The organism is Mesorhizobium sp. Z1-4 (genome assembly GCF_004000235.1).
In the GTDB taxonomy this organism is placed as follows: domain Bacteria; phylum Pseudomonadota; class Alphaproteobacteria; order Rhizobiales; family Rhizobiaceae; genus RCIO01.
Genome location: NZ_RCIO01000002.1, coordinates 543,847 through 570,111, shown reverse-complemented (window position 1 = coordinate 570,111; position 26,265 = coordinate 543,847). Strand labels below are relative to the sequence as shown.

The following is a 26,265-nucleotide window of genomic DNA, read 5'->3' as shown; positions in this document are numbered from 1 at the left end:
AAAGAGGGCCGCGCGGTTTCCCGCGCGGCCCTTGCCTGTTACCTGGGGTCGCTAGGGCTTACTGGCCCTGCATCGGATCGATGCGAGAAACCTCGACCCACTTGCCGCCATCGATCTTGGAGATGACGATCAGCTGGCCGCCCTGGTGATCGGCCCCGACATCGACCGGCACGTTGTTGATGACGTCATCATACTTCAGACCTTCCATCGCCGAGCGGAAGCTCTCCGAGGTCAGATCCGGACCGGCGGCTTCGAGCGCCATCACAAGCGTCTTGGCGGCGCTGTAGCCGAGCTGCGCCGCGGTATCGGCTGGCGTACCGGCATAGGCCTGGAACGCTTCCGCCCATTCCTTCACTTCCGGCACGTCGAGACGGTCTTCGAAGTCGACCCAGCCGGCTGCTGCGTAGTAGCCCTCGGTGACACCGCCGGGAACTTTTGCGACTGCCGTATTGAAGCCGGCGGACGAGCCGATGAAGGTCACGTCGGTCCAGCCAAGCTTCTTGGCCGTGCCGTAAGCAACGATCGTCTGACGCACGCCGATGGCTGTTGCCACGATATCGCAGCCCGAAGCCTGCAGCTTCTGAATCGAGCCGACGAAGTCCTGCTCGTCGGGCTTGTGCGTTGTTTCATCGGCCCATGTCAGGCCCAAAGCCTCGGTTTCATCCTTGGCTCCCTGCTGGATTTCGAGGCCGAAATCCGAAGGAATGTACATGGCGCATACTTCCTGCGCGCCCTTTTCCTTGGCAAGGTACTGGATGCCTGCTCGAAGCTGGTCATAGTAGGACGAGAAGCCGGCATACTTATAGGTGATGTCGCCTTCAAGCATCTGGCGGGCAGCAGTCAGCGGCCCGACATTCGCTACTTCCTTGGCCTCCATCAGCGGGAATCCGGCAATGTTGTGCGGCGTTCCCAGATTGAGGACCATCGCGAACACCTTGTCCGAGTTGATCAGCTTGTTGAAGTTCTGCACTGCTTTCGGCACCTGGTAGCCGTGATCTTCGACCACGAAGCGAATCTTGCGGCCATGGATGCCGCCGCCCTCGTTGACCTGGTCGAACAGCTGCTGTGCGGCCTTGATCGCACCTACGTTGAAGGCGGCGAAAATGCCCGAAAGGTCGCCATTGGAGCCGACGACGATTTCGTCGTCGGTAACGCCCTGCGTTGCATGCGCGGCGCTCGCCATTCCGGCGGCGAGCCCGAGTGCAAGGAGCGACTTGCCGATAAAGTGCTTCATGTCAGTTCCTCCTGGTTACGTTGCAAGGTGTAGGGCGATCAGCCGTACATCTCGTCGATCAGCTTCCTGTGTTTCTTCTCTACGAAGCTGCGTTTCAGCTTCATCGTGGCTGTCAGTTCCTCATCTTCAGCGGTCAACAGCACATCGATCAAGCGGAAATCCTTGATTTGTTCCACCCGGGCGAATTCCCGGTTGGTCTCATCCACTACGCCGGCAATAAGATCGCGCACCTCCTTTGCCGCGCAGAGAGACTTGAAATTGTTGAAGGGAACGCGCTTGTCCTGCGCGAACTTCTCGACATTCTCCTGGTCGATCATCACCAGGCAGGTCAGATATTTGCGCTGGTCGCCGATGATGACGGCATCGGAGATGAATGGCGAGAATTTGAGCCGGTTTTCGATCTCGGCAGGGGTAATGTTCTTTCCGCCCGCGGTGATGATGATGTCTTTCGCGCGTCCGGTAATGAACATGAAGCCTTCATTGTCGATACGCCCGACATCGCCCGTGTGCAGCCAGCCATCGTCATCGATTGTCTCGGCCGTTTTGTCCGGCTTGTTCCAGTATCCCTGGAACACGTTGGGCCCGCGATACTGAATTTCACCATCCGCCGCGAAACGCACCTCGCCGCCCGGCACCACCTTTCCGATGCTGCCCGTCTTGTTGTCTTCGACGAGATTGACGGAGATCACGCCCGAGCTTTCGGTCATCCCGTAGCCCTCGAGCACGGTAATACCTACGGCCTTGTACCATTTCAGCAGCGCAGGCGAGATCGGGGCAGCGCCCGTGGTGCCGCGCCGCAACCGGTCGAAGCCAAGCAGCCGGCGCATGCCGTGCAGCACCGTGAAATCCCAGAACTTGTAGGCAAGCTGCGTCAGGGCAGGAACCGCTTCGCCTTCATCCAGCGCCTCGCACCGCTTCATCCCGGTGGCAATGGCACGCCGGTACGCCCATTTGCCGATCGGTGTCGCTTCCTCGGCCATGATTGTCACGCGGGAATAGACCTTCTCCCAGACGCGCGGCACCGCAGTGAAGATATGCGGGCTCACCTCCCGCAAATTGTCGAAAACCGTTTCCGGGCTCTCCGCAAAATTCACCACCGAGCCGTGGCCGACCGGAACGAATACCGAAATGAGGCGTTCGAGAATGTGGCACAGCGGCAGGAAACAGACCTGTTCGTCGGTTTCTTTCACCGGCAGTGTCAAAGACGCACCGATGATGGAGGAAATGATGTTGGACTGGCTGATCATCGCGCCTTTTGGCGGCCCGGTCGTGCCGGAGGTGTAGACCAGGATGGCAGTGTCGTTAGGCTGCGACCGCGCGATCTCCTCTTCGAAACGCTTCGGATTGCCCTTCAGGAACTCCCGCCCGATCCGGTACAGATCGTCGATGAAGATCACCCGATCGTCTTCGAAACCATGCAGGCCGTCGCGATCGTAGACGATGACCTTCGTCAGCCCCGGCATTTCGTCCGCAACCGACAGATATTTGTCGAGTTGCTCGTCGTTCTCAACGAACAGAAAACGGCTGTCGGAATCGTTGACGAGATATTTGAGCTGCGCGGCGGCATCGGTTGCGTATATGCCCGACACGATCCCGCCCACCGACTGCCCGCCAAGGTCGGTGTAGATCCACTCCTTGTTGTCTTCCGACAGGATGGAAATCACCTCGCCGCGCTTCAGCCCGAGCGCAAGCAGGCCGAGACCGATGAGCCGCGCATGTTCGTAAAAATCCGTCCACGAATAGGCGAGCCAAATGCCAAGATCCTTCTCGCGATGCGCGATCTTGGCGGCGTATTTCTCGCAGTTCTGGCGAAACAGCTTCGGCAGCGTATCGCAACCATCGAAATAGAACGGGCCACGGCCGCCGACCTCCGCATTGAAGCTGTGGCCGTCTACCGTTTGTTGTGGAGGCAGTTTTTCCGCAATGGTCATAGCGTGCTCCTCACCTTGCCGGCGGCAATGCCGGCAGCGCTCCCTATCGCCAGGTCTTCTTCTGTTTCCAGCGTTTCTGGCCGCGCTGTGTTTCTTCCTTGATGCCGAGATAGAACTCCTGCACATCCTTGGACTGCAGAAGCCTCTGCGCCTCGTCCGCCATCACGATGCGGCCAAGCTCCATCACATAGCCGTAGTCAGCGACGTTGAGTGCAACCATGGCGTTCTGCTCGACCAGCATCATCGTTACGCCCTGCTCCTGGTTGAGCCGGCGTATGATGGCGAAAATCTCTTTCACCAAAAGGGGCGAAAGGCCCAGGCTGGGCTCGTCGAGCAGCATCACGCGGGGCCGCGCCATCAGACCGCGCGCGATGGCCAGCATCTGCTGCTGGCCGCCCGAAAGCGTGCCCGCCGCCTGGCGCGCGCGCTCCTTGAGGATCGGGAAATAGGAGTAGACCATCTCCTCGTCATCACGCACCCCGGCCGGGTCGGTGCGGGTGTAAGCGCCCATTCGCAGATTTTCTTCCACGGTCAGCAGGGGAAACACTTCGCGCCCTTCCGGCACATGCACGATACCGGCGCGCACCACTTCGTCCGGCTCAGCACCGGCGATGTTGCGGCCGTTGTAGACGATCTCGCCCTTTTCCGGGTTCATGACGCCGGAGATTGTCTTCAGCAATGTCGTCTTGCCGGCGCCGTTGGCGCCGAGCACGGTGACGATCTGGCCCGCACGCACTTCCAGGCTGGCCCCGCGAATGGCGACGATCGGCCCATAATAGCTTTCCAGATTGCGCACCGACAAAACCACGCCGGTCGCCGTATCAGCGCTTTCCTTGACTGCCGTTTGCAACATCATGCCGGCACCTTTTCGTTTGCCTCGGTGGTGCCGATATAGGCTTCGACCACCGCCGGGTGGTTCTGCACCTCAGGCGGTGTTCCAAGCGCCAGCATCTTGCCGTCGGCGAGCGCCAGCACACGGTCGGAAACGGATGCGACCAGATGCATGTCATGCTCCACCATCAATACGGTGATGCCCATTTGCTTCTTGATGTCTTCGACCCAGAAAGCGACGTCCTGGGTTTCCTCAACCGACAGGCCCGAAGCCGGTTCGTCGAGAAGCAGCAATCTGGGTTCAAGCGCCAGCGCACGGCCCATTTCAACGACCTTGCGGACGCCGTATGGCAACCCCGCGATGTACTTTTCGCGATAGGCCTGCAGGTCGAGGAAATCGATCACCTGTTCGACAGCTTGGCGGTGCTGGCGCTCTTCCTCCCGCACACCGGGAAGGAAAAGCGCCTGGCTCACCAAATTGCTCTTGCGGTGCCGGTGACGCCCGACCAGCAGGTTCTGCAAAACCGTCGCCTGCTCGAAAAGCTCGATGTTCTGGAACGTTCGCGCAATGCCGAGCCCGGCAATTTCGTGTGAGCCGAGCGACAGGATACTCTTGCCGTCGAAGCGAATATCGCCCTCGGCCGGGTCGTAGAAACGCGACACCAGATTGAACAGCGTCGACTTGCCGGCGCCGTTCGGCCCGACAATGGCGAACACCTCGCCCTCTTCGACCGAAAACGAAACCTGGTTGACCGCGACGACGCCGCCGAAGCGCAGCGTCACATTGTCGATCTCGAGAAGGCTCATCGCATTCTCTCCGTTTTCAGATAGCTCTTCTGGCGGCGGAACATGTCGCGCCGGTAGAAGGGAAACAGCTCGAAATAGGTGCGGATCTTGATCCACCGGCCATAGATGCCCAGCGGCTCGAACAGGATGAAACCGATCAGGATCGCGCCGAAGATCGCCGTTTCCAGACCCGGGATCGCGATCGAGCTCATGCCCAGCGCGTTGGTCACCATGTCGCGCGAAATCGCGATCGCCTGAGGCAGGATGGCCACGATCACGGCACCGAAAAACGCGCCATGGATCGAACCCAGCCCGCCGATCACAATCATCAGCAGAAGCTGGATCGAGATGATGATGTTGAATGTCTCATTGTTGAAAATACCGGCGAAGTGCCCCATCAGGGCACCGGCAAGCCCGGTAATGCCCGCCGAGATGCCGAATGAGATCGCTTTGGTTTTCGCTACGTTGACACCCATCGCGCGCGCCGAGACTTCCGAGTCGCGCACCGCCGCGAACGAGCGTCCGAGCGACGAGCGCAGGATGTTGCGGTATGCGAGAACCACGAGAACGGTCACGACAAGCACCAGCCAGTAGAACATGTCCGGCTGCGCGTAACGATTGATCGACACGCCGAAAATCTGGATATCGGGTGCAAAAAGGCCAATCACGCCATTGGTCAGCGGTTCCGCGATAACGATGAGATCATCAGCGAGGATCGAAATCGCCAGCGTGCCGATGGCGAGATAGATGCCGTGCAGGCGTGTGGTTGGAATAGCGATCAACACACCCGCGAGACCCGCGATCAGGCCACCCAGCGGGAAGGATATGATGAAGGGCAGCCCCAGCTTTTCCTGCAGAAGCACGTTGGCGTAGCACCCGACGGCCAGAAACGCTGCATGCCCAAGGCTCGCCTGGCCTGTCTGGCCGACCAGGATCATCAGCCCCATGCCGGCAATTGCCCAGATCAGCATGTTCGTGGCTTCGCCGATCCAGAAGTCGTCGAACATGAAGGGCACGATCAGCGCCAGCGCAAGGAGCGCCGCATACCACCCCGCCTGCGGCGCATGCCGGAACAGATTGATGTCGGCGTCGTAACTTGTTTTGAAAACCGTTCTCATCGCCCCTCAGACCTTCTTCGAATGGACCTGGGCAAGAATGCCGTGCGGTCTGAATACGAGGATCAGGAACAGCAGCAGGTAGGGCATGACCTGCGAGTAGCCGGCGGCGATATAGCGCGCGGAAAACGGCTCGATCAGGCCGACGATCAGGCCGCCCAGCAACGCACCGGGCAGCGATCCGAAACCGCCGATCACCGCCGCGGCGAACGCCTTGATGCCGAGCAGGCCGATCGACGGTTCGATCGAGCCTTTCGAGGCAAACAGGATGCCGGCGACAGCAGCGACAGCTCCGGCCAGCGCCCAGATAAGCGAGTTCAGCCGTTTGACGGGAATGCCCATGTAATAGGCCGCCAGCTGGTTCTGCGACGAAGCCTGCATCGCAACGCCGAGCCGCGTGCGGTTGAAGTAGAAATAGAGCAGCAAGGTGAGCACGACAGTGACGAGAATGACCGTCACCTCGTCCATACCGAGCACAAGGCCACCGAAACGGAGTTCCTTGCCGGCGAGCGGCGATTCCAGCGACACCGGCTCATGTCCCCAGATCAGGCCGGCAAAGAAGCGCAGCACGAAGCCGAGCGCGATGGTCAGAATAACCACCGCAACCTGCGGCTGACCGAACATCTTTCGCAGAACCAGTATTTCGAGCGTGTACCCGAACGCGCCCATGATCAGGATTGCGATTGGCACCGACACCCAGAACGGCAGACCCAGAAATTCGGCATTGGTCAGCCCGAGGCAGACAAATGCACCGAGCATCATGAAGTCGCCCTGGGCGAAATTCACCTGCTCGGTGGCCTTGTAGATGAGCACGAAGCCGAGCGCGATCAGGCCGTAGATACAGCCATTCGCAAGGCCGCTGACGACAAGCTGCAAGACGTCCAACGTCTCTCCTCCCTGTGCGCCGCGCGATCTGCGTCGCGCTGGCATTGAAATTCTATACCGCTTGCGTCCTCCCGCAAGCGGTACGCCCGTCGCTAAGGTGCGATGAAAACCTTGCCGTTCGGCTTTGCCAGTTCTCCCGCTACCCGTTCCATTGCGTCATCGAGCGGAACGACGGCCGTCACGTCCGTCTTCCACCTGCCGTCCGCAAACCGTTTCTGTGCTTCGATTACCGCAGCCATGCGCCGCTCCGCTCCCCCGCTGCGCATCCACTGCGTCAGCCAGAAGCCCTCGATCTTCTTATCCATGAAGATGAGCTGTCCCGGCTCCTTGATCACCGTCTCGCTGGCATCGAGGCGGCCATAGACAACCCAGCGCGCGCCCTTGCCCATCACATGGAACACGGTCGACGCGACCGGCCCGCTCACTGCGTCGAGCAGGATGCGCGGATTTTCCTCCTTGCACACCGCCGCCATCTCGCGGGCAAACCCTCCGCCCGTGGCATTGAGCACATGCGCGGCGCCGAGCTGCTTCAGCATATCGATCTGATCGTCGCGCCGGACGATGGCGATAGGCCGGTAGCCCTCCTCGCGTGCAACGGCGATAATCAGCTTGCAAAGCTGGCTGGCGCCAGCCGTAACGATAAACGCCTTCTCGCCGGCGTCCTTCACAATCCCGAACATCGCCAGCGCCGTCAGCGGATTGACGATCATCGCCGCGCCATCCTCGTCGCGCAACCCAGGCATGAGCGGGATGCAGGCGCCCGCATCGGCAACCGCGTATTCGGCCCACGAGCCCCAGTTGCTGAGCCCGGTCGCAAACGCGACGCGCTGCCCGGCCAGCCCGTTGGCAGCGGGGTCGCTGCCGGCAGCCACGACTTCGCCAACACCCTCGAAGCCTGCCGGCTGGCCTTGCCTGCGCGGCTGGCCGTAGAGCCCTTTGACGAACATCACGTCCGAGGGATTGATCGATGCAAGTTTCACCTTCACGAGCACCTGCTTGGGCCCCGGCTCAGGCACGGCGATCTCGCCGGCCTCGACATAAGGCTCCATTGCTTCAAGCACAGTGCCGCTGGACGTGCGCGAATAGCCGTCATTCTTCAGAAGTAGCGCTCGCATCGTCGCTGGCAACGCCATCAAAGACCTCTCACGGTTCCAGTATCAGTTTGCCGATGGCGCCGCGGCCCAGCACGCCTTTCAGCACACCGGCCGCGTCCGCCAGCTTGTGCCGGCTTTCGATTAGCGGCTTCACTTTGCCCGACACATACCAGCCGAGCAGCTCACGCATGTTGTCGGCATAAACTGCCGGCTCCCTGGCAGTGAACGCGCCCCAGAAGACGCCAACGACCGAGAAACCTTTCACCAGCGTCAGGTTCACCGGCAGCTTGGGTATCGTTCCCGACGCGAAACCGACTACCAGCAGCCGTCCGCCCCAGCCCATCGAGCGTGCCAGCGTGTCGAAACTGTCGCCGCCGACCGGGTCGAACGCAACATCGACGCCCTTGCCACCGGTGAGCGATTTCAGATCCTCACGCATATTGTCGTAACCGATCGCCTCATCCGCGCCCGCCCCAAGCGCGTGCCTGCGTTTGTCCTCCGAAGATGCGACAGCGATGACGCGCGCGCCCATCGCTTTGCCGATCTGTACCGCTGCAAGCCCGGTGAGACCCGACGCGCCGAGTACGCAAAGCGTTTCGCTGGCTTTCAGCGCAGCCCGCTGCTTGAGCGCGTGATGCGAAGTGCCATAGCCGCACATCAGGGCGCATGCGTCGGCGGCCGGCATGCCGTCCGGCAGCTTCATCACCGTATTTTCAGGTGCGGACATCTTTTCCGCATAGGCGCCGAGAGCGCCCATCGCGGCGACCCGGTCGCCGACCTTGAAAGCCTTCACGCCATCGCCCACAGCCGCCACTTTGCCGGCCATCTCCATGCCAGGCACGAAAGGCACTTCCGGCTTCATCTGGTAGAGGCCCTGGACCAGAAGACCGTCGGGGTAGTTGACGCCGATCGCCTCAGCCTCGATCACAACCTCACCGGCACCGGCCTGCGGCTCCGGCCAGTCGGCATATTCGAGGTTTTCGAGTGGCCCATAGTCCCGGGCGACAATCGCTTTCAACGCGGCTCAGACCTTCTCTTGGGTGTGTTTCTTCAATTCGGTGCGCGCCACCTGGCGGCGGTGAACGGCATCCGGTCCGTCGGCCAGGCGCAGCGTGCGCAGATGCGTCCAGGAGCGCGCGAGCGGCGTATCCTGGCTGATGCCCTGCCCCCCGAACATCTGCACGGCTTCGTCGGTGACCTTCAGCGCCACACGAGGCGCAACCACCTTGATCTGGCTGATCCAGGGTGCCGCGGCACGCGCATCGCCCTGATCCATCATCCACGCCGCCTTGAGGCACAATAGTCGCGCCATTTCGATTTCCATGCGGCACTCGGCAATGATGTCATAATTGGCGCCGAGCTTGGCCAATGTCTGCCCGAAGGCCTCGCGCCGCATCGCACGCTGGCACATCAGCTCCAGCGCCTTCTCCGCCTGCCCGATCGCCCGCATGCAATGGTGGATACGGCCGGGACCCAGCCGTCCCTGCGCGATCTCGAAGCCACGTCCTTCGCCGAGAAGCAGATTTTCGGCCGGCACACTGACATTCTCGAATTTCAGATGCAGATGGCCGTGCGGCGCGTCGTCGTCGCCATAAACGGTCATCGCCCGAAGCTTGGTGATGCCGCGCGCGTCGGCCGGCACCAGAATCATGGAATGCTGCTCGTGCTTCGGCCCGTCTGACGCCGTGCGCACCATGACGATATAGATCTTGCAGCGCGGATCGCCGGCACCCGACGACCACCATTTCTCGCCGTTGAGCACGTATTCCCCGCCGTGGCGCTCACAGCGCATCGAAATATTGGTCGCATCCGACGACGCAACATCCGGCTCCGTCATCAAGTAGGCGGAGCGGATTTTGCCGTCGAGCAGCGGCTCCAACCATTTTTTCTTATGATGGTGCGTTCCGTAGCGCTCCAGCACTTCCATATTGCCGGTGTCGGGCGCTGAGCAATTGAAGGTTTCGGCGCCCAGATGCGCCTTGCCCATCTCCTCGGCGAGATATGCATATTCGACCGTAGTGAGGCCGTAACCGCGCTGCGAATCGGTCAGCCAGAAATTCCACAGGCCGCGCTCGCGCGCCTTGGCCTTGAGCCCCTCGAGAATTTCGGTCTGGCGCGCCGTATAGGACCAGCGGTCGCCATTCTTGCCGATTTCGGAAAGAAACTCCTCGTCGACCGGAAGGATCTCGTCGCGAACCATGTTGGCGACTTTTTCGTGGATCGGCTTGAGCCGCTCCGTCATGCCAAGGTCCATCGCACTCACAGGTCAAGCTCCCCTTTGCCGCCAAGCCCGCGATAGGCAAACGTGACAATCTGCCTGACGACGGCATACATGTGTTCATCGTCTTCGCCGGGGCGCGGCACATACCAGAAGATTGGCGAGTTCAATGCCATGAACATCGACTGGACGGTGATCGCGGGATCCTCGAAATTGAAGTCACCTTCTTCGCGCGCCTGCACTATGGTTTCGCGAAAAATATCGGAATAGCTGTTGCGGTATTTTACCAGCCCGTCGAGCACGAGCCGCTGCTCGGGTGTGGTTGCACCGCGCAGGTGCATCTCCACCCCTTCCCACACGACGCGGGCCAGCGTCTTCGACTTCATCATCCGTTTCGTGTGGACAAAGGCGATGCGCTTCCAGCGCTCCACGGCAGGCCCGGGCTGGTTCCGGTAGGGCTCGACCGCATCGAAAATCCGATCCATGCCGAACTGGAAAACCCCGGCAAATAGCGCCGACTTGGAAGGGAAATGATGGTAAATTCGGCCTTTGGTTGCGCCCAGGCGCCGGGCCACGTCATCGACGGAGGTCGCGCTGTAGCCGCGCTCCATAAAGCAGTCCGCCGCCGCAACAAGTATATCGGCCGTCGAACTATCGGGCACGACATCGCGCGCGCCTAGCATCATCCAGCAACTCCTCCACGGCCCGCAGCCGCCTCGTTTTTGTTGTTGAGTGCGACTTTACGGATCGAAATACAAAGAACATACTACCCAGTATGTTGTCAACGCGGCCTGGCTCCGAGCCTCTAGAACCGCGGACCTCGGGAGGAACGAATGGGTTACGTCGACGATCTCTTCTCCGTCAAAGGCAAGGTTGCGCTTGTTACCGGCGCCGCGACCGGCATTGGCCGCATGGCTGCAACCGGCCTTGTGCAGGGCGGCGCGCGCGTACTGATCGCATCGCGCAAGGGCGACGCCTGCGAGGCCGTCGCGGCGGAACTTAACGCGCTGGGCGCGGCCGGTTCAGCTGAAGGGTTTGCCGCGGATGTGAGCACCGAAGAGGGTATTGCCGCCCTCGTGGAGGAGGTCAAAAGCCGCACCGACACACTGCACATCCTGGTCAACAACGCAGGTGTGTCATGGGGCGCAAAGCTGGAAGAGTTTCCCTACGCGGCCTGGGCAAAGGTGTTGAATGTCAATGTGACAGGGCTGTTCCATCTCACGCGCGAGCTGCTGCCGATGCTGGAGAAGGATGCGTCTATCGACGACCCGGCGCGTATCGTCAATCTGGGCTCGGTAATGGGCACACAGCCCATGGCCGACGGCGCCTATTCCTACACCGCCTCCAAGGCTGCGGTTCATCACCTGACACGCACGCTGGCGAGCGAATTCGGCGAACGGCGCATCACCGTGAACGCATTTGCCCCCGGTCCGTTTCAGAGCAGGATGACGGCCTTTGCCACGGCGACCGACGAGCAGGCCGCCGATGTGGCGAGCCGCAATCCGTCCGGGCGCATAGGGCGCGTGGATGACATAGCAGGCTCCACGCTTTATCTGTGTTCGCGCGCCGGCTCATATGTGACGGGTGCAATATTGCCAATCGACGGTGGCGAGTCGGTGCATCACGGGCTGCGGCTGTTCAAGGAATAGGGCGGTTTCGGATACATGGAGATGTTTCGCCGGGCAGCGATTTCACTGGAAGATATGCAAGCCGCAGTCGGCTCCGAAATCGGCGTGTCGGATTGGCGCGTGGTAACGCAGGAGATGATCGACAAGTTCGCGGATGCCACCGACGACCATCAGTTCATCCATGTCGACCCCGAGCGCGCGGCTTCCGAAACGCAATTCGGCGGCACGATCGCGCACGGCTTTTTGACGCTCTCCCTGCTTTCCACCATGGCGTATGAGGCGTTGCCCCCGCTCATCGACACCGAACTCAGCATCAACCAGGGTTTCGAATCCGTGCGCTTCCAGTCGCCGGTCAAAACCGGTTCGCGCATTCGGGCCCATTTCGACATCGCCAGGGTTCATGCCCGCCCTTCGGGCTGGGTCGAGATCGGCTACGACGTCACAATGGAAATCGAGAGCCAGAAGCGCCCGGCACTGACGCTGCACTGGCTCACCCTGACGCGCGTTGACAAGGGGCGTGCAAAACCATGAGCGACCCCAATCAGCTCGACACTGCCGCGCTTGCGCCCTACCTGGAGGCTAACGTTCCCGGATTTTCGGCGCTGGAGAGCATCGACAAGTTCAACACCGGCCAGTCGAACCCGACCTATATGCTGCGGGCAAAAAGCGGCCGCTATGTATTGCGGGCCAAACCGCCTGGCGACTTGCTGAAATCCGCCCATCAGGTGGATCGCGAATTCAGGGTGATGTCGGCGCTTGCGGAAAGCGGTGTGCCGGTTCCGCGCATGCTTCACCTGTCTGACGAAGGCTCGCCGATCGGCCGCATGTTCTACGTGATGGACTATGTCGAGGGCCGCATCTTCTGGGATCCCTCGCTCGCTGAACTGGAATCCGGCGACGAACGTGGCGCCATCTACGACGCGATGAACGAAACCCTGGCAGCGCTGCACTCAGTCGATTTCGTCTCAGCCGGCCTTGCGGATTTCGGCAAGCCAGGAAGCTATTTCGACCGACAGTTCGACCGCTGGTCGAAGCAGTATCGCGCCTCCCAAACCGGCAGCGAACCGGACATGGAGCGCTTGCTCGCGTGGCTGGAAACCAACGAAACGCCGGACGACGGCACCGTTTCGCTGGTCCATGGCGACTACCGGCTCGACAACATGATCTTCATGCCCGATGCCCCGCGCGTCGCCGCGGTACTCGACTGGGAGCTCTCCACGCTCGGCCATCCGCTTGCGGACCTTGCCTACCAGTGCATGCAATGGCGCCTGCCGAACGAATCCGGATTTCGCGGACTTGGCGGTGTCGACCGCATTGCGATCGGACTGCCTTCGGAAGAGGCCTATGTCGAAGCCTATTGCCGGCGGCGCGGCCTCGACGGGGTCGAAGGCTGGACGTACTGCCTTGCCTTTTCTTTCTTCCGCCTCGCCGCGATCTGCCAGGGCGTCTACAAAAGGGCGCTGGACGGCAATGCTTCCAATCCCGAAAAGGCGCGAACCTATGGCCAGGCGGTGAAGCTTCTGGCCCGTCTCGCCGTCGAAATGATCGACAAGGAAGGCAAATAGATGGCGCGTTTTGAAGGCCTGACTGTGCTTGTTTCAGGCGCGACCGGCGGCTTCGGTTCAGCGTCCGCGCGTCAATTCGCGGCGGGTGGCGCCAATCTTGTGCTGACCGATTTCGACGCCGGGAAACTGGAAGATTTCGCCAAAGACATCGACGCGGAAACCGCCACCCTGGCCGGCGACATAGCCGACGAGAACACGTCGCGTGATCTTGTCCGGCTGGCAGTCGAGCGCTTCGGCGGCATTGATATCGCGTTGAACAATGCCGGCATCGCCCAGGACTTCGTACGCCTCGGCGAAACCGACATGGCGGAGGCGCGCCGCATCATCGACATTGATGTGATGGGCGTCGTCTACGCAATGCGTCACCAGCTGCCGCTCATGGAACATCAGTTCAGGGCTAGCGGGCGCCGCGGCGCCATCGTCAACATCGCATCTGTGGCCGGGATTGCCGGCGCACCACAGCTGGCGGTTTATTCGGCGGCAAAACACGCAGTGGTCGGCCTCACGCGCTCCGCCGCGGCCGAATACGCACGCAGAGGCATCCGCGTGAATGCGGTCTGCCCCTCCTTCGCCCGCACCGAGATGGCGCTGGCCGCGTTTCACGGTGTGCAGGATCAGGCGGCGGCCGAAGCGGACATGACGCGCGGCGTGCCGATGCGCCGGCTGGCCGAGGTCGGTGAGATCGTCGAGGTCATCCTCTTTGCCGCCGACCCGAACAACTCCTTCATGACCGGCCAGGCGCTCGCCGCCGATGGCGGCATAACCGCGACCTGATCTAGGCCGCCACCGCAGCCAGCCGTTTGCGCCCACGCGTCTTCAGCACGATCAGCAGTATCGCGGCAATATTGAGCAGATTCCAGCCGATACCATTGATGAATGCAGCAGCGTAGGAGCCGGTGAGGTCGTAGATGAAGCCTGACATCCAGCCGCCTAAGGCCATGCCGATAATCGTCGCCATGATGACGATCCCGACCCGCTCGCCCGCCACTTTCGCGGGCAGATATTCGCGAACGATGATGGCGTAACCTGGCACGATGCCGCCCTGAACCAGACCGAACACAAGCGACACGACATAGAGCGACACCAGGCCGTCGAAGGGTATGAACAGCAGCAGCGACAATGCCTGCCCCACAGAACCGACAAGCACCGTGGCAATGCCGCCGATCTTGTCGGCAAGCACGCCCGACGCAAGGCGGCTTACAATGCCGGCAGCCAGCATGATCGAGAGCATTTCCGAGCCGCGCGCAACACCGTAGCCAAGGTCGACGCAATAGGCGACGATATGCACCTGCGGCATGGCCATTGCCACGCAGCAGCCGACGCCTGACACGAAGAGCAAGGCCAGAAGGGCGTTCTTCGACATTGCTATCTGCTTGAGCGGCGGACCGTTTGTCGTGCCGTCAGCCTGCATGGTTTCTGCCGGTCGCGGGCGGCGCAGCAGCAGCGACAGCGGCACGATCGTTGCGACGATGAAGATGCCGATGCCAATGTAAGTCGCCCGCCAGCCTGCATCGGCGAGGAAGTAGTTCATCACCGGCGGCCACACGGCGCCCGCGAGATAATTGCCGCTGGCGGCAGCGGCCACGGCCAGCCCGCGCCGCTTCCAGAACCAGTGCGAAACGTCGGCAAGCAGCGGTCCGAAATTGATAGCGGTACCAATTCCGATCAACACGCCCTGAACGAGCGCGAAAAGCCAGATCGACTGAGCCATGCCCGCCAGAATGAACCCGGCGCCATTGGCGACAGAAGCAATCGCGACCGGAACGGCGATGCCACGCCGGTCGATATAGCGGCCGAAAAGCACATTCCCGACCGCGAAACCGACCATCGTCATCGTGTAGGCGAGCGATGCGTCACCACGTTCGACGCCAAATTCCGCCTGCACTGCGGGCAAAACGACGACCACGGCCCACATGCCGACATTCCCGATCGTCGCTATCAGAATCGATATGCCGAGCCGTGCCCACGAATAGCTGCTGTCGAAATGAGCCTGTGCCTGCACGTGCATCGCCGGGTATCGTCAGGAGAATATTGCGCGCCGGGCAGACCGGCGCAGCGCCACAACTAGGCGGATCGTTGTGCGTCAGCCAGACTCAAGCCGGCGAACCGTATGGGCCAGACAGGCTCTCGCCGGCACCTGCAGCCTTTTTCACCCGCGCTTCTTCGGGCGGTCATTTGGCCGGCCGGGACGGGTCGAGCGTGTCACAGAAGCCGGGTCGGATGCGGGAAAGGTGCCTTCCAGGCCCTCTTCGAGCTCCTCGTCGAGCTCGTCTTTGGTCGGTTTGGCATCGGGATCGACCTTGGTCGGCTTGCCGCCCCGGCCATTCTCGTTGTCGCTGCTCATCCTCTCGCTCCATCAAATCCGGCAAACATGCCTTGGCAGACGAGCCTAGGGCCAAAATCGGGTCATCCCATGGCGGCGTCGCGCGCACCCGAAGCCAAGAGCGTGAAGCAGTAATCCGCGAAAGAGCGCCAGCATTCGACGCGGAACGTCTTTGCGTCCGTCCGCCAAAGCACGATCTCGGCCTTGCCGAGCACCGTGCGGGTCGCGTTACCGACCGGGAACGCGGTTTCCGAAAGATCGAGCGGGCAGCCGGCATTGAGCGTAGCCTCGACACTGGGTCCCGCCACCATGATCGCCTGGTTGCGATGTGAAATATCGACTGCCGAATGCAAAGCCTTCACCGTAGCCATACCGGCCATCAGATCGACGTCGGGATCGTCGAGCACCAGCCATTCATCGGGCCCGAGCCAGATTGCAGTGCGTGAACCGGCTTGAACGGTCGCCCTGGGTGTTTCGGGCAGTTTGAGGCCCAATGCACGCGACAGCACAGCGCGGGACTTCTCCGGTGCGCGCAGCGAAAGGCGCGATGCCTGCCCGCCGGGCGTCACCGTCACAGCCGGCGAGGCTGTCATACGACCGATGAGCACGCCATCGCGGCGCGGCACCGGGAATGCCGATGCAGCGGGCATCGCGGCCTTTGCGCGCTTAGCCATGCAGCTTCTCCCCGCTTTCGTCGTAGAACACCGTGCCCGTTACATCGACCTCGATGGCCTTGCCGCCCGGCATCGGCACGAAAAGTGTTTCGCCCAATCGTGCTCGTCCATCGGCAATCAGCGCCAATGCAAAGCTTCGGCCGAGTGTCGGCGACCAGTAGGCAGACGTGACATGGCCGAGCATGGTCATCGGCTTCGGCTGTTGCGGGTCGGCGACGATCTGCGCGCCTTCGTCCAGCGAGTGCTTCTGGTTTTTGGTCAAAAGGCCCACCAGCTGCTTGCGTCCGCCGCCAACGAGGTCGGGCCGCTTCAGGCCCCTGATGCCGACGAAATCGGCCTTCTTCTTGCCGATCGCCCAGTCGAGCCCGCAATCGTTCGGCGTCACCGTGCCGTCGGTCTCCTGTCCGACGATGATGTAGCCCTTCTCGGCACGCAGCACGTGCATCGTTTCGGTGCCATACATGCAGGCGCCATGATTCTGGGCCTGCGCCCAGACCATCTCCATCACGGCGGGTCCATAATCGGCCGGCACATTGATCTCGAAGCCGCGTTCGCCGGTGAACGACATACGGAACAGACGTGCCGGCGCACCGCCGACCCGGCATTCGCGCACCGACATGTGCGGCATCGCCTCATCGGAAATGTCGCAGCCTTCCACCAATGGCGCGATGATCTCGCGCGCCTTCGGCCCCTGCACCGCAATTACCGCCCATTGTTCGGAAGCGGAGGTGAGCCAGACATTCAGATGCGGAAATTCGGTCTGCAGATAGTCTTCCATGTGCTGCAGCACGCGCGGCGCGCCGCCTGTAGTTGTCGTTACATGAAAGCGGCCGTCAGCTATGCGACCAATAACGCCGTCATCGTAGATGAAGCCGTCTTCGCGCAGCATCAGCCCGTAGCGGCACCGGCCGACACCGAGCTTCTGCCAGGGATTGGTGTACATCAGCTCCAGGAAGGCCGCTGCGTCCGGCCCGACGACCTCGATCTTGCCTAGCGTCGAGGCGTCGAAGACACCCGCCGCCGCGCGTACCGTGCGGCACTCGCGCGCAACGGCTGCGTGCTTGTCTTCCCCGGCGCGCGGGAAATACCAGGCGCGTTTCCAGTTGCCGACATCCTCGAACACCGCGCCATGGTTCTCTGCCCACTGATGCATAGGCGTGCGCCGCGTCACATCGAACAGTGCGCCGCGATTGTGCCCGACCAGCGCGCCGAATGTCACCGGTGTGAAGGGCTGCCTGAATGTGGTGAGCCCGACCTCGGGAATGGGCTTGTCCAACGCCTCGGCAGCGATTGCCAGGCCGTGCAGGTTTGATGTCTTGCCCTGGTCGGTTGCCATGCCATTGGTGGTGAAGCGTTTTACGTGCTCGATTGAGCGCATACCCTCACGCACCGCCTGACGAATATCCTTGGCGGTGACGTCGTTCTGGAAGTCGACGAAGGCGCGCGACGTGTCGTCCGCGCCGGCACCCGGCCCGGCTCCGACCATGCCGCCCGACCAGCTTTCACTCTGGACTTTCCTCATTGTGGACGAGGCGGAGCCTCCGACCTTTCGCGCAGCCTGTTCGCCTGCCGCGTAGCCGGCATCGAGCACCGCCGCGAGGTCTTCCATGCCGCTACAGGCACCAATCGAAGCGCACTCCTGAGCGTTCTCGCCTGGAAGGAAAATCTGCCGCCCGGCATCGAATGCAAGCTTGCCGCGCGATTGCGAGAAGAGATGCACCGACGGCGTCCATCCGGCAGAAGTCAAAAGCGCATCGACGGAAAAGCTGCGCTCGCGCCCGCCATCCCTGGGCCGCGCGATCATACCGGAAACGCGCAGCCGACCATTGGTCGCAACAACGCCATGCCCGGTCAGAACCTCAATGCCGGCGGCCCGCGCCTCTTCGACAATCGCACTTTTCGGATCCTCACGCAGATCGACGACTGCCTGAACTTTCTGCCCCGCACGCTTCAGGTCGAGCGCGGCATAATAGGCGGAATCGTTCGCCGTGTAGATGCCGACGCGTTTGCCTACGGCAACACCGAAATGGTTGAGATAGCTGCGCGCGGCACTCGCCAGCATGACGCCCGGCCGGTCATTGCCTGGAAACACCATATGCCGTTCGATTGCACCGGTGGCGAGGATCACATGCTTCGCCCGCACCTGCCAAAGCCGCTCGCGCGACATTTCTGGCGCGGGGTTGGCCAGGTGGTCGGTCAGCCGTTCGGCCAGTACAACCATGTTCTGGGCATGGTAGCCAAACACCGTGCAACGGGTGAGCACTCTCACATTGGGCATTGCCGAGAGCTTCGCCATCTGAGCCCGCGCCCAGGACCAGCCGTCCTGCCCGTCGATTGAAGCACCCGCCTCGAAGCGCAAAGCGCCGCCGATCTCCGATTGCTCGTCGGCAAGAATGACCGAGGCACCAGCCTCGGCCGCACCGACAGCTGCCGCGATGCCGGCAGCGCCGCCACCTGCAATCAGCACATCGCAATGCGCATAGCGGGATGCATAGAGGTCCGGATCGGGTTCGTCGGGCGCAGCGCCCAGGCCGGCCGCTGCCCTGATGTTCGGCTCATAGAGCCGCTTCCAGGCCAGTTTCGGCCACATGAAGGTCTTGTAGTAGAAGCCGGCGGAAAAGAACGGAGCCGCAAGGTCGTTGACCGCACCGGTGTCGAAAGAAAGCGACGGCCAGCGGTTCTGCGACACAGCTTCCAGCCCGTCATATATCTCCTGCACGGTGGCACGCACATTGGGTGTCTGCCGCGCAGCATCGCGGCGAATGCCCACCAGTGCGTTCGGTTCCTCCGAGCCAGCCGAGAGAATGCCGCGCGGGCGGTGATATTTGAACGAGCGCCCGACGAGGTGCACGTCGTTGGCGAGCAGTGCGGAAGCAAGCGTGTCGCCGTCAAGCCCGGTCATCGCCTTGCCGTCGAAGGAAAAGCGCACTTCGCGCGCCGGTGTCAGTCGCCCGGCCTTTGGAAGACGGTGAGCGGTCATGGCTTGTTGGCTCCACGCCGTGTTTTGGTGCCGCCCGTTGAGGCCCGTTTAGCCGGCGCCTTTCGGGCTGGCTTGGCCGCGGCTTTCGTCGGCGCAGCTTTCTTCGGCGCCGCCTTGGCGGAGGCTGGCTGAGCAGCCGCGCGCTTGGCCGGGGGCGCCTTCGGCTTGGCGACCGACGGCTTCTTCTCGCCGGCCTTATAGGTCTTCACGAACTTGTCGGAGACGGTGTCACGCGCCGCGTTGAAGAAGCGCGCGCAACCATGGATATGCCGCCAGCGCTCGAAATAGAGGCCCTTCGGGTTCTGTCTGATGAAGAAATACTCTTCGAATTCCTCATCCGAGATTTCGGCCATGTTGGCCGGCCGCGCGATATGTGCCTGGCCCGCATGGCGAAACTCGAGCTCCGGCCGATCTTCTTCGCAATAGGGACATCTGATCAGAAGCATTTCTTTCCCATAGCAACGTCGCCCACAGGGTTCCTCGACCCCCACTCCGGTTTGCTTCGCAAACCACCTCTCCCCCGAACGCAAGGGGAGAGGAAATGCACCAGCGCTTCAGCCCGGCTTTCCTCTCGCCCTTTGAGGGGGAGAGGTGCCGAGTGTAGCGAGGCAGAGTGGGGGTGAGTTATCATCTTGCCAAAATCAATGCGCCACGGCAGCAGCGGCTGCCTCGTCGATCAGCCGCCCGGTGCGGAAACGCTCCAGCGTGAACGGCGCGTTGATCGGGTGCGGTTCATCGCGCGCGATGGTGTGCGCGAACACATGCGCGGAACCCGGCGTCGCCTTGAAGCCGCCCGTGCCCCAGCCGCAATTGACGTAAAGCCCCGGCACCGGGGTCTTGGCCAGGATCGGCGAACGGTCGGGCGTCACGTCGACAATGCCGCCCCAGGAACGCAGCATTTTCATGCGCGTGAAGATCGGGAACATCTCGCAGATCGCTTCCAGCGTATGCGTGAGAATGTGCACGCCGCCGGTCTGCGAATAGGAGTTGTACTGGTCGGTGCCGGCACCGATGACGAGCTCGCCCTTGTCCGACTGGGAAATATAGGCATGCACCGTGTTCGACATGACAACACATGGAAACACCGGCTTCACCGGCTCCGACACCAGCGCCTGCAGCGGATAGCTTTCAAGCGGCACCTTCACGCCTGCCATCTGCATGAGCACGGAGGAGTGTCCGGCCGCGACGACACCGACCTTCCTGGCGCCGATGAACCCGCGCGATGTTTCAACACCGGTGACATGGCCCTGCCGCGCGCGCCGAATGCCGGTCACTTCACAATTCTGGATGATGTGGACACCGCGGGCAGAAGCACCACGTGCATACCCCCAGGCGACAGCGTCATGCCGGGCGACACCGCCGCGGCGCTGTAGCGCCGCGCCCACGACCGGGTAGCGCGCCTCGCGCGAGATGTTGAGCGGCGGACAGAACGACTTTGCCTGCTCCGGCGTCAGCCACTCATTGTCGACGCCATTCAGCCGGTTGGCGTGCACATGGCGCTGGAACGACTGCCTGTCGTGCTCATTGTGCGCCAGCATCATAACGCCGCGCGCCGAATACATGACGTTGTAGTTGAGCTCCTGGCTGAGACCGTCCCACAAATTCAGAGCGTGATTGTAGATGCCCGCACTCTCGTCATAGAGATAGTTGGAGCGGATGATCGTGGTGTTGCGGCCTGTGTTGCCGCCACCGAGCCAGCCTTTTTCAATCACCGCGACATTGGTGATGCCGTGCTCCGCAGCAAGATAATAGGCCGCGCCAAGTCCGTGGCCGCCCGCGCCGACGATGACGACGTCGTATTCCTCGCGCGGCTCCGGCGAGGCCCATTGCTCGCCCCAGCCCTTATGGCCGCGCAGCGCTTCGCGGGCGATGGCAAAAGCTGAAAAACGACGCATGGCGAACCCCGGCTCTCCGTCCTGCACGGCATTGAAAAGCACCGGCAAACTTGCCTACCACTAGCCAAGTGCAGTCGCCAGCCTTGCACTGATTGCGACGGCATTTGGCAGTTTGCGACGTGAGTGGTCTTGCCGGCCGGCCGGCAGCCCCGTTTGCTGGATTATGAGAGGAGCGGCCGATGGCCTATGCGTGGTGGAACCTGGGGTTGCGTTTTGCGCTGGAGCTTGCAGCCGTTGCGGCTTTCGCCATCGCCGGCTGGAGGCTTATGTCCGCACCCTGGAACTGGGTCGCCGCGATCGCACTTCCGTCGATCGCGATGGCGCTGTGGGTCACCTTCGCTGTACCGGGCGATCCCAGCCGTTCAGGCGCCGCGCCGGTGCCGGTGCCGGGGCTCGTCCGGCTGGCGCTTGAGCTTATCGTGTTGTTCGGCGCCGCGCTCGCTCTGGTGCTCTCGGGCCATTCCGGAGCGGGTATCGCCCTTGCGGCTTTGACCGCCCTGCACTACGCCGTTTCCGTGGAGCGCATCGTCTGGCTGATCGGGCGGTAAGCGCCGGAATTCCGGGCGCTGTGCTTTCCTGCTCGACAACGCTCAACCGGTCTGCTATGAGCCGCCACAATTCGCAGCGGTGACGTGGCGGAAGCGTTTGGCTATGGCAAGGCGTGGCTCTTGCCCTTGAACAGGAAAACACGGTGCAGGTACTCGTTCGGGACAACAATGTTGACCAGGCGCTTCGTGCGCTTAAGAAAAAGATGCAGCGCGAAGGCATCTTCCGCGAAATGAAGATGCGCGGCCACTACGAAAAGCCCTCTGAAAAGCGCGCCCGCGAAAAGGCGGAAGCCGTGCGCCGCGCCCGCAAGCTGGCGCGCAAGCGCGCCCAGCGCGAAGGGCTGGTCGGCGGCGGACGGGTAGCGGCGCGCTAAAGCGCCTATATTTCGTCCTTTTCGGCGGTTATGAGAAGAGGCGGGACGGTACCAACCGTCGCCGCCTTTTTAATTGCCTGCGGCAGACATGCAAAAAGGCTGAAACTGGCCGGAATGACGAGGGGCTCCAACGACATGGCGAATTTGGCAATCGGACCGGGCACGCCCTGGTTGCGTCCTATCCTCGCCAGAAGGCGGACTGCCGCGCTCGTGCTTCTTGGCGCATTGGCTCTGACTGGCTGCCAGTCCACCGGACCGGCGATCGACATGAGTCGCATTGAGGCAGAGCAGGGTTCGGAGCAGAATATCGCGTCATTGTCGGCCGTGATCGCCCGCAACCCGCGCGACGCCAATGCCTACAATGTCCGTGGCTCCGCGCATGCAAGGGCCGGCCAGTTCGAAGACGCGATCAAGGATTTCGATCAGGCGATCGCCCTGAACCCGCGCCTGTTCCAGGCCTACGCCAACCGCGCGCATGTCTATGCCGACATCAACGAAAACGGTCAGGCGCTGCAGGACTACAACCGCGCCCTGCAGTTGAATCCGAGCTATGATGTCGCGCTGATCGGCCGCGGCGAAGTCTACCGTCTTGCCAACCGCCGCCAGGAAGCGTTTGCCGATTTTCAGCGGGCGATCGAGCTCGATACGACAGACCCGCGCGCCTATTACCGGCGCGGACTGCTGTATCAGGCAGGCGGCCAGCATAATTTTGCCATCGAGGATTTCGCGACGGCTATCTCGCTCGCGCCGCAGTCGCCGTCGGGATACAACGGCCGCGGCGTTTCCTACATGGCGATCGGGGACGACGAAAACGCCGCCGCCGATTTCAACACCGCGATCAAGCTCGATAAAACTGATCCGGAAGGCTGGGCGATGCAGGCTGCGTTGCTTGAGAAGCGCGGCGAACTCAACCGCGCCTCGCGCTCTTATGCCGAGGCTCTGAAATACGACCCCAACTATACCTTCGCCAAGAACGGCCTGGCACGCACGAAGAAGGCCGGTTGATCCCCGGGCGTCCGGGTTACTTTGATCGGGTTTCCAGCGAACGCTGCAGATCGAGGGCTTCCCGCAGGGCAACGATATGCGGGGGCGCATCTTTGCTGTTGTCCAGATCGGTCCAGTAGAATGTATGGGTGAACAGCCGGCTGCGGAACCCGGCGAACTTCGATTCCAGCTTCACCCGTATGTCTTTGACGCCGGGACCGAAATTCCCTCCGGCTTTGCCCGAGAACGGGTCGCCTGTGCTCCACGTATTGCCCAGATCGTAGATGTTGGTCCAGCGCGTGGCCGCAAAGACGGATGCGTGGTGCGCGTGGCGTACATTGTCGGTCTTGTAGACGATCGTCGCCCGCTCCTCCTTGTCGGAGATCGGCGGACACATGGCGAACAGGCGCTCTTCCACGGCACGTCCGAGGGCCTTCTCGCTGCGCGCGATCAGGAATTCCGCATGCGTCAGAGGGCTGCCAAGCGAAACGAAGTCGCTGAACTTCCACGGAAGCACTTTGGGCTCATCCTTGGATGGCCTGCGGAGCAGTTTGTAGAGGTTCCATTGCAGTTTGCGGTACGCAGCACGATCTTCAGCGCTTTCTATCGGCGTTCCCGCAGTGCCACCCTCGCCCAGCGGCAGAGCGTATTTTCCGACGGCGTCGAGCGCGTCGCCGATCGCGGGGTCCTTGCGCGGATTGCGGTGGTTCGGGCCATAATCCGCCCACAGCATCTGAAGCAGATCATAACCGATGACCGACCCCAGACTGTGGCCTACCAGAATGATCCGGTCATAGCCGGATTCGTTGTTCAGCTTCTTGAGCAGTTCGAAACCGCGCTGGCGAACCGCGGCCCGGCGGCTTACGGTATCGGGCGTTGCCTGCACATAGTCCGCCACATCGCCGAGATAGGGGATGAGGAATTTCGACATCGCAAGAGAAACGATGCCAGCCCACACTGTCAGCGCCCATTTGGGCAGCCACGCTACCTCGACGGCGAAAATATCCACTGCCCAGGTAATGATCGCCGGCGCAACGCCGAACAGCAGCGCAACCCAGGCGAGAATGTAGAGGCCGACGGCATCCTTTGGCACTTCCGACCAGCGCGTGAACAGCCGCCCCCGTATCCAGTTCAGCAGCCGCTTCGCCGGCGTTTCGCGGATCAGGTCGGCCCAGTAGAGTTCGTAGAAATCCGTACGCAGCCCCTTGTGCACTGCGCCCTTTTTCGAGCGGGGCGTGGTGATGCGCCTCAATTCGTGCGAGCCGGTACGCCGGTCCGGAACGATCCAGCTCCTGTTGATCTGGTGGCCGGTATCGGGATCGGTGGTGCGTTTTCCGCCCCATGGGTCCGTGAGTTCCAGATCCGTGCTCCACACGGCGCGGACAAAACTCCGCAGCATTTCCATCGGCCGCTGCTCGCCCATGCCATGGATGATGACAACCGCCTGCTCGACGCCTTGCCGGTCCTGGTCGCCTTTGTCACTGGAGGCCCTTCCGGCACGCGCGGTGGTTTTGCGCGCGGGTGTGCGGCGCTTCACGGCAGGTTTTGCGTCCTTCACGAGCTATCTCCTCCCGGCTCGAGAACAGCCGACAGCCTAGCCTAAGCTTCCCCAACGGCAATTGGGCGATCGCGTAAGCCTAGCCGGCAAGGTGCGCGATGGAATTGGCGTAGTAGCCGAGCAGCAGTTTCTCGCCGGAATTGGCGCGGTAAAGGCCGTCTTCATTGACGTCGACCATATGGCGCAATGTCAGCATTCTGAGCCCCGTGCTCACGGCATAGTCGCGGTCGGCGCGAGGTATGTGCACATGTGCACCCTTTGCCTCCAGCGTCTCGATCAACGCGAATATCTCCGATTTCAGCTCCAACTCGCCGATCCATCTGTCCTTCTCGCGCAAGAAGACATGAGACGCCAGAGCAACGGGCAAGGCGGGAACGATTGCCCCGATCGACTCGACAAGGTCTTCTGCAAGCCGCTGCACACCGCCGAAAAGACGCTCGCGGTCTTGCGTGGTGAAATCGACCTTGGACTTCTTGCGCCAGGCCGACAGCGAAATCGGCTTGCCGAAGCTCACGCAAGCATAACCGAAGCGGTAAAGCCGACCCTGAATACGCAGCTTGATGAGGTTGCCGATGAAGCTCAGCAGCGTGGATGCACGCACGCGATAGTCTCGGCCGGTCGCGTCCCGCTCGGCCCTCGCGGTGAGAATGCGATCCTCGATCACCCGGTCATAATTGAGCCCGACCGGCACAAACACGATATCTCGCGATTTGCGCGGGTCGAACCCGGCAACCATGTAGCTCAAAAGGCCCAGGCGCGGCTCGCGCATCAGTCCGTCATGGGTCAGCCCGCCTTCTGGAAACACCGCCTGGGTCACGCCTTCCTGCGTGGACATAGCGACGTAGCGGCCGAGCACCTTGCGGTAGAGTGCATCGCCGGAATCGCGCCGGATGAAATAGGCGCCCATCGAGCGGATCAGGCTTTGCAGCAGCCACACCCGCGCCCACTCGCCCACCGCGTAGGAAAGCGAAGCCCGGCTTGAAGCGAGATAGGTGACGAGCACATAGTCCATGTTGGAACGATGGTTCATCACAAACACAACCGAGGCTTCGGGGTCGATCTCCTTCAGCGCCTCATCGTCCACATAACCAAGCCGTACACGGTAGACGAACTCCGAAAGCCAGCGCGCGGCACGGATGCCGAAACCGAAATAGGTCGTGAGCGAAAGCGAGGGTACGATTTCCCGCGCGTAGCGCTCCGCACGCTGCATGACGACGGCGCGCGGTGTGCCGCTTTCGGTTGCCTCGGTCTCCACCGCCTGCATGACTGCAGGATCGTGCACCAGCCGGTCCACCAGCGTTTGCCGCCGTGTGAGGCGGAATGGCCGTATGCGCATATCGAGCCGCTGGTTGAGCTCATCGATCGCCTGGTTGACCCGCCGGCGAAAAAACCAGCGAACCGAGGGCGCGAACACCCGGTCGACAATGCCGATCGCGGCAAAAAGCACGAGCAGCGCCACGATCCATACTGGCAGCGTGACGGCACCGGTCATCCTGCAGCCGGCCTGCGGCTCGATTTCGGCGGCATCGTTCCCCCTCTCCGGCGCAACTCGGCGCACCGACAACGCAGAGGGTTTCGTAATATCGCGCTGCTGGCAAGTCCGGCCTGTCGAAACGAAAAAGCCCGGCGCGAGGCCGGGCTT

24 protein-coding genes and 1 pseudogene are annotated in these 26,265 nt (G+C 62.0%); 7 read left to right on the top strand and 18 right to left on the bottom strand.

All coding sequences use genetic code 11. The features are described 5' to 3' along the window. Positions 1-58: 58 nt before the first annotated feature. The 10 genes from EP165_RS09805 to EP165_RS09760 all read right to left on the bottom strand — a co-directional run bounded on the left by EP165_RS09805 (position 59) and on the right by EP165_RS09760 (position 10,780). Positions 59-1,234 carry an ABC transporter substrate-binding protein gene (locus EP165_RS09805; protein ID WP_127521905.1) on the bottom strand — a complete coding sequence of 392 codons (1,176 nt, stop codon included), beginning with the start codon at positions 1,232-1,234 and terminating at the stop codon, positions 59-61. Positions 1,235-1,272: 38 nt separating this feature from the next. After that, positions 1,273-3,165, bottom strand: coding sequence for an AMP-dependent synthetase/ligase (locus EP165_RS09800; protein WP_127521903.1), 1,893 nt, complete (start codon positions 3,163-3,165; stop codon positions 1,273-1,275). Between the two features lie 43 nt (positions 3,166-3,208). Beyond that, positions 3,209-4,018: an ABC transporter ATP-binding protein gene (locus EP165_RS09795; RefSeq protein WP_127522600.1), complete on the bottom strand. Its 810-nt coding sequence runs from the start codon at positions 4,016-4,018 to the stop codon at positions 3,209-3,211. Beyond that, positions 4,018-4,803: an ABC transporter ATP-binding protein gene (locus EP165_RS09790; RefSeq protein WP_127521901.1), complete on the bottom strand. Its 786-nt coding sequence runs from the start codon at positions 4,801-4,803 to the stop codon at positions 4,018-4,020. Before EP165_RS09790 ends, EP165_RS09795 begins: the two co-directional genes overlap by 1 nt. Further along, the gene (locus tag EP165_RS09785) at positions 4,800-5,900 is read right to left on the bottom strand and encodes a branched-chain amino acid ABC transporter permease (protein ID WP_127521899.1); all 1,101 of its coding nucleotides are present in this window, start codon (positions 5,898-5,900) and stop codon (positions 4,800-4,802) included. Before EP165_RS09785 ends, EP165_RS09790 begins: the two co-directional genes overlap by 4 nt. Before the next feature lie 6 nt (positions 5,901-5,906). Next, complete coding sequence (locus EP165_RS09780) at positions 5,907-6,782, bottom strand: branched-chain amino acid ABC transporter permease (protein WP_127521897.1); 876 nt, start codon at positions 6,780-6,782, stop codon at positions 5,907-5,909. A gap of 92 nt (positions 6,783-6,874) precedes the next feature. After that, the gene (locus EP165_RS09775; protein ID WP_127521895.1) at positions 6,875-7,915 is read right to left on the bottom strand and encodes a zinc-binding dehydrogenase; all 1,041 of its coding nucleotides are present in this window, start codon (positions 7,913-7,915) and stop codon (positions 6,875-6,877) included. 10 nt (positions 7,916-7,925) lie between these two features. Further along, positions 7,926-8,894, bottom strand: coding sequence for an NADPH:quinone oxidoreductase family protein (locus tag EP165_RS09770; RefSeq protein ID WP_127521893.1), 969 nt, complete (start codon positions 8,892-8,894; stop codon positions 7,926-7,928). Positions 8,895-8,900: 6 nt separating this feature from the next. Continuing rightward, positions 8,901-10,139 (bottom strand): acyl-CoA dehydrogenase family protein, encoded by a 1,239-nt coding sequence (locus EP165_RS09765; protein ID WP_127521891.1) that lies wholly within the window; start codon positions 10,137-10,139, stop codon positions 8,901-8,903. Next, a complete protein-coding gene (locus tag EP165_RS09760) occupies positions 10,136-10,780 on the bottom strand; it encodes a TetR family transcriptional regulator (protein ID WP_127521889.1) in 645 nt (214 codons plus the stop codon). The genes EP165_RS09765 and EP165_RS09760 overlap by 4 nt, the downstream gene beginning before the upstream one ends. A 147-nt stretch (positions 10,781-10,927) precedes the next feature. On the opposite strand from EP165_RS09760, the gene EP165_RS09755 reads away from it, so the two are divergent. From EP165_RS09755 to EP165_RS09740, 4 genes are read left to right on the top strand one after another with little or no spacing between them, the layout of a single operon-like run. Further along, entirely contained in the window at positions 10,928-11,743 is an 816-nt protein-coding gene (locus EP165_RS09755; RefSeq protein WP_127521887.1) for an SDR family oxidoreductase, read from the top strand. Between the two features lie 15 nt (positions 11,744-11,758). Continuing rightward, the gene (locus EP165_RS09750; RefSeq protein WP_501981668.1) at positions 11,759-12,253 is read left to right on the top strand and encodes a MaoC family dehydratase; all 495 of its coding nucleotides are present in this window, start codon (positions 11,759-11,761) and stop codon (positions 12,251-12,253) included. Beyond that, on the top strand, positions 12,250-13,287 hold the full coding sequence (locus tag EP165_RS09745; protein ID WP_127521883.1) for a phosphotransferase family protein: 1,038 nt from the start codon (positions 12,250-12,252) through the stop codon (positions 13,285-13,287). Before EP165_RS09750 ends, EP165_RS09745 begins: the two co-directional genes overlap by 4 nt. Beyond that, on the top strand, positions 13,288-14,061 hold the full coding sequence (locus EP165_RS09740) for an SDR family NAD(P)-dependent oxidoreductase (RefSeq protein WP_127521881.1): 774 nt from the start codon (positions 13,288-13,290) through the stop codon (positions 14,059-14,061). A gap of 1 nt (position 14,062) precedes the next feature. On the opposite strand, the gene EP165_RS09735 is transcribed toward EP165_RS09740, so the two are convergent. The 6 genes and pseudogenes from EP165_RS09735 to EP165_RS09710 all read right to left on the bottom strand — a co-directional run bounded on the left by EP165_RS09735 (position 14,063) and on the right by EP165_RS09710 (position 21,159). Continuing rightward, a complete protein-coding gene (locus tag EP165_RS09735; RefSeq protein WP_127521879.1) occupies positions 14,063-15,295 on the bottom strand; it encodes an MFS transporter in 1,233 nt (410 codons plus the stop codon). 141 nt (positions 15,296-15,436) lie between these two features. Beyond that, on the bottom strand, positions 15,437-15,631 hold the full coding sequence (locus tag EP165_RS09730) for a hypothetical protein (RefSeq protein ID WP_127521877.1): 195 nt from the start codon (positions 15,629-15,631) through the stop codon (positions 15,437-15,439). Positions 15,632-15,693: 62 nt separating this feature from the next. Beyond that, complete coding sequence (locus EP165_RS09725) at positions 15,694-16,284, bottom strand: sarcosine oxidase subunit gamma (RefSeq protein WP_127521875.1); 591 nt, start codon at positions 16,282-16,284, stop codon at positions 15,694-15,696. Continuing rightward, positions 16,277-19,264 carry a sarcosine oxidase subunit alpha gene (locus EP165_RS09720; protein ID WP_127521873.1) on the bottom strand — a complete coding sequence of 996 codons (2,988 nt, stop codon included), beginning with the start codon at positions 19,262-19,264 and terminating at the stop codon, positions 16,277-16,279. Before EP165_RS09720 ends, EP165_RS09725 begins: the two co-directional genes overlap by 8 nt. 158 nt (positions 19,265-19,422) lie before the next feature. Beyond that, a pseudogene (locus EP165_RS20680) lies at positions 19,423-19,710 on the bottom strand (sarcosine oxidase subunit delta); the annotation flags it as partial. A gap of 195 nt (positions 19,711-19,905) precedes the next feature. After that, on the bottom strand, positions 19,906-21,159 hold the full coding sequence (locus EP165_RS09710; RefSeq protein ID WP_127521870.1) for a sarcosine oxidase subunit beta family protein: 1,254 nt from the start codon (positions 21,157-21,159) through the stop codon (positions 19,906-19,908). A gap of 179 nt (positions 21,160-21,338) precedes the next feature. Between EP165_RS09710 and EP165_RS09705 the strand changes: the two genes are divergently transcribed. The 3 genes from EP165_RS09705 (at position 21,339) to EP165_RS09695 (ending at position 23,086) form a co-directional block, all read left to right on the top strand. Further along, positions 21,339-21,707, top strand: a complete 369-nt coding sequence (locus tag EP165_RS09705; protein WP_127521868.1) for a YrdB family protein — start codon at positions 21,339-21,341, stop codon at positions 21,705-21,707. 143 nt (positions 21,708-21,850) lie between these two features. Then, positions 21,851-22,081: a 30S ribosomal protein S21 gene (gene rpsU / locus EP165_RS09700; protein ID WP_022712514.1), complete on the top strand. Its 231-nt coding sequence runs from the start codon at positions 21,851-21,853 to the stop codon at positions 22,079-22,081. A gap of 135 nt (positions 22,082-22,216) precedes the next feature. After that, on the top strand, positions 22,217-23,086 hold the full coding sequence (locus EP165_RS09695) for a tetratricopeptide repeat protein (protein WP_127521866.1): 870 nt from the start codon (positions 22,217-22,219) through the stop codon (positions 23,084-23,086). Positions 23,087-23,102: 16 nt separating this feature from the next. Here EP165_RS09695 and EP165_RS09690 read toward each other — a convergent pair whose 3' ends face one another. Next, positions 23,103-24,623, bottom strand: coding sequence for a hypothetical protein (locus EP165_RS09690; RefSeq protein WP_127521864.1), 1,521 nt, complete (start codon positions 24,621-24,623; stop codon positions 23,103-23,105). A 79-nt stretch (positions 24,624-24,702) separates the two neighbouring features. Beyond that, entirely contained in the window at positions 24,703-26,115 is a 1,413-nt protein-coding gene (locus tag EP165_RS09685) for a 1-acyl-sn-glycerol-3-phosphate acyltransferase (RefSeq protein ID WP_127521862.1), read from the bottom strand. Positions 26,116-26,265: the final 150 nt, after the last annotated feature.

Excerpts from the sequence above, each read along its gene's own strand:
- EP165_RS09745 (WP_127521883.1), top strand. The coding sequence starts at position 12,250 with ATGAGCGACCCCAATCAGCTCGACACTGCCGCGCTTGCGCCCTACCTG.
- EP165_RS09750 (WP_501981668.1), top strand. The coding sequence starts at position 11,759 with ATGGAGATGTTTCGCCGGGCAGCGATTTCACTGGAAGATATGCAAGCC.
- EP165_RS09720 (WP_127521873.1), bottom strand. The coding sequence starts at position 19,264 with ATGACCGCTCACCGTCTTCCAAAGGCCGGGCGACTGACACCGGCGCGC.
- EP165_RS09685 (WP_127521862.1), bottom strand. The coding sequence starts at position 26,115 with ATGACCGGTGCCGTCACGCTGCCAGTATGGATCGTGGCGCTGCTCGTG.
- EP165_RS09785 (WP_127521899.1), bottom strand. The coding sequence starts at position 5,900 with ATGAGAACGGTTTTCAAAACAAGTTACGACGCCGACATCAATCTGTTC.
- EP165_RS09795 (WP_127522600.1), bottom strand. The coding sequence starts at position 4,018 with ATGTTGCAAACGGCAGTCAAGGAAAGCGCTGATACGGCGACCGGCGTG.
- EP165_RS09800 (WP_127521903.1), bottom strand. The coding sequence starts at position 3,165 with ATGACCATTGCGGAAAAACTGCCTCCACAACAAACGGTAGACGGCCAC.
- EP165_RS09725 (WP_127521875.1), bottom strand. The coding sequence starts at position 16,284 with ATGGCTAAGCGCGCAAAGGCCGCGATGCCCGCTGCATCGGCATTCCCG.
- EP165_RS09805 (WP_127521905.1), bottom strand. The coding sequence starts at position 1,234 with ATGAAGCACTTTATCGGCAAGTCGCTCCTTGCACTCGGGCTCGCCGCC.
- EP165_RS09760 (WP_127521889.1), bottom strand. The coding sequence starts at position 10,780 with ATGATGCTAGGCGCGCGCGATGTCGTGCCCGATAGTTCGACGGCCGAT.
- EP165_RS09730 (WP_127521877.1), bottom strand. The coding sequence starts at position 15,631 with ATGAGCAGCGACAACGAGAATGGCCGGGGCGGCAAGCCGACCAAGGTC.
- EP165_RS09755 (WP_127521887.1), top strand. The coding sequence starts at position 10,928 with ATGGGTTACGTCGACGATCTCTTCTCCGTCAAAGGCAAGGTTGCGCTT.
- EP165_RS09740 (WP_127521881.1), top strand. The coding sequence starts at position 13,288 with ATGGCGCGTTTTGAAGGCCTGACTGTGCTTGTTTCAGGCGCGACCGGC.
- EP165_RS09735 (WP_127521879.1), bottom strand. The coding sequence starts at position 15,295 with ATGCACGTGCAGGCACAGGCTCATTTCGACAGCAGCTATTCGTGGGCA.
- EP165_RS09790 (WP_127521901.1), bottom strand. The coding sequence starts at position 4,803 with ATGAGCCTTCTCGAGATCGACAATGTGACGCTGCGCTTCGGCGGCGTC.
- EP165_RS09775 (WP_127521895.1), bottom strand. The coding sequence starts at position 7,915 with ATGGCGTTGCCAGCGACGATGCGAGCGCTACTTCTGAAGAATGACGGC.
- EP165_RS09695 (WP_127521866.1), top strand. The coding sequence starts at position 22,217 with ATGGCGAATTTGGCAATCGGACCGGGCACGCCCTGGTTGCGTCCTATC.
- EP165_RS09710 (WP_127521870.1), bottom strand. The coding sequence starts at position 21,159 with ATGCGTCGTTTTTCAGCTTTTGCCATCGCCCGCGAAGCGCTGCGCGGC.
- EP165_RS09705 (WP_127521868.1), top strand. The coding sequence starts at position 21,339 with ATGGCCTATGCGTGGTGGAACCTGGGGTTGCGTTTTGCGCTGGAGCTT.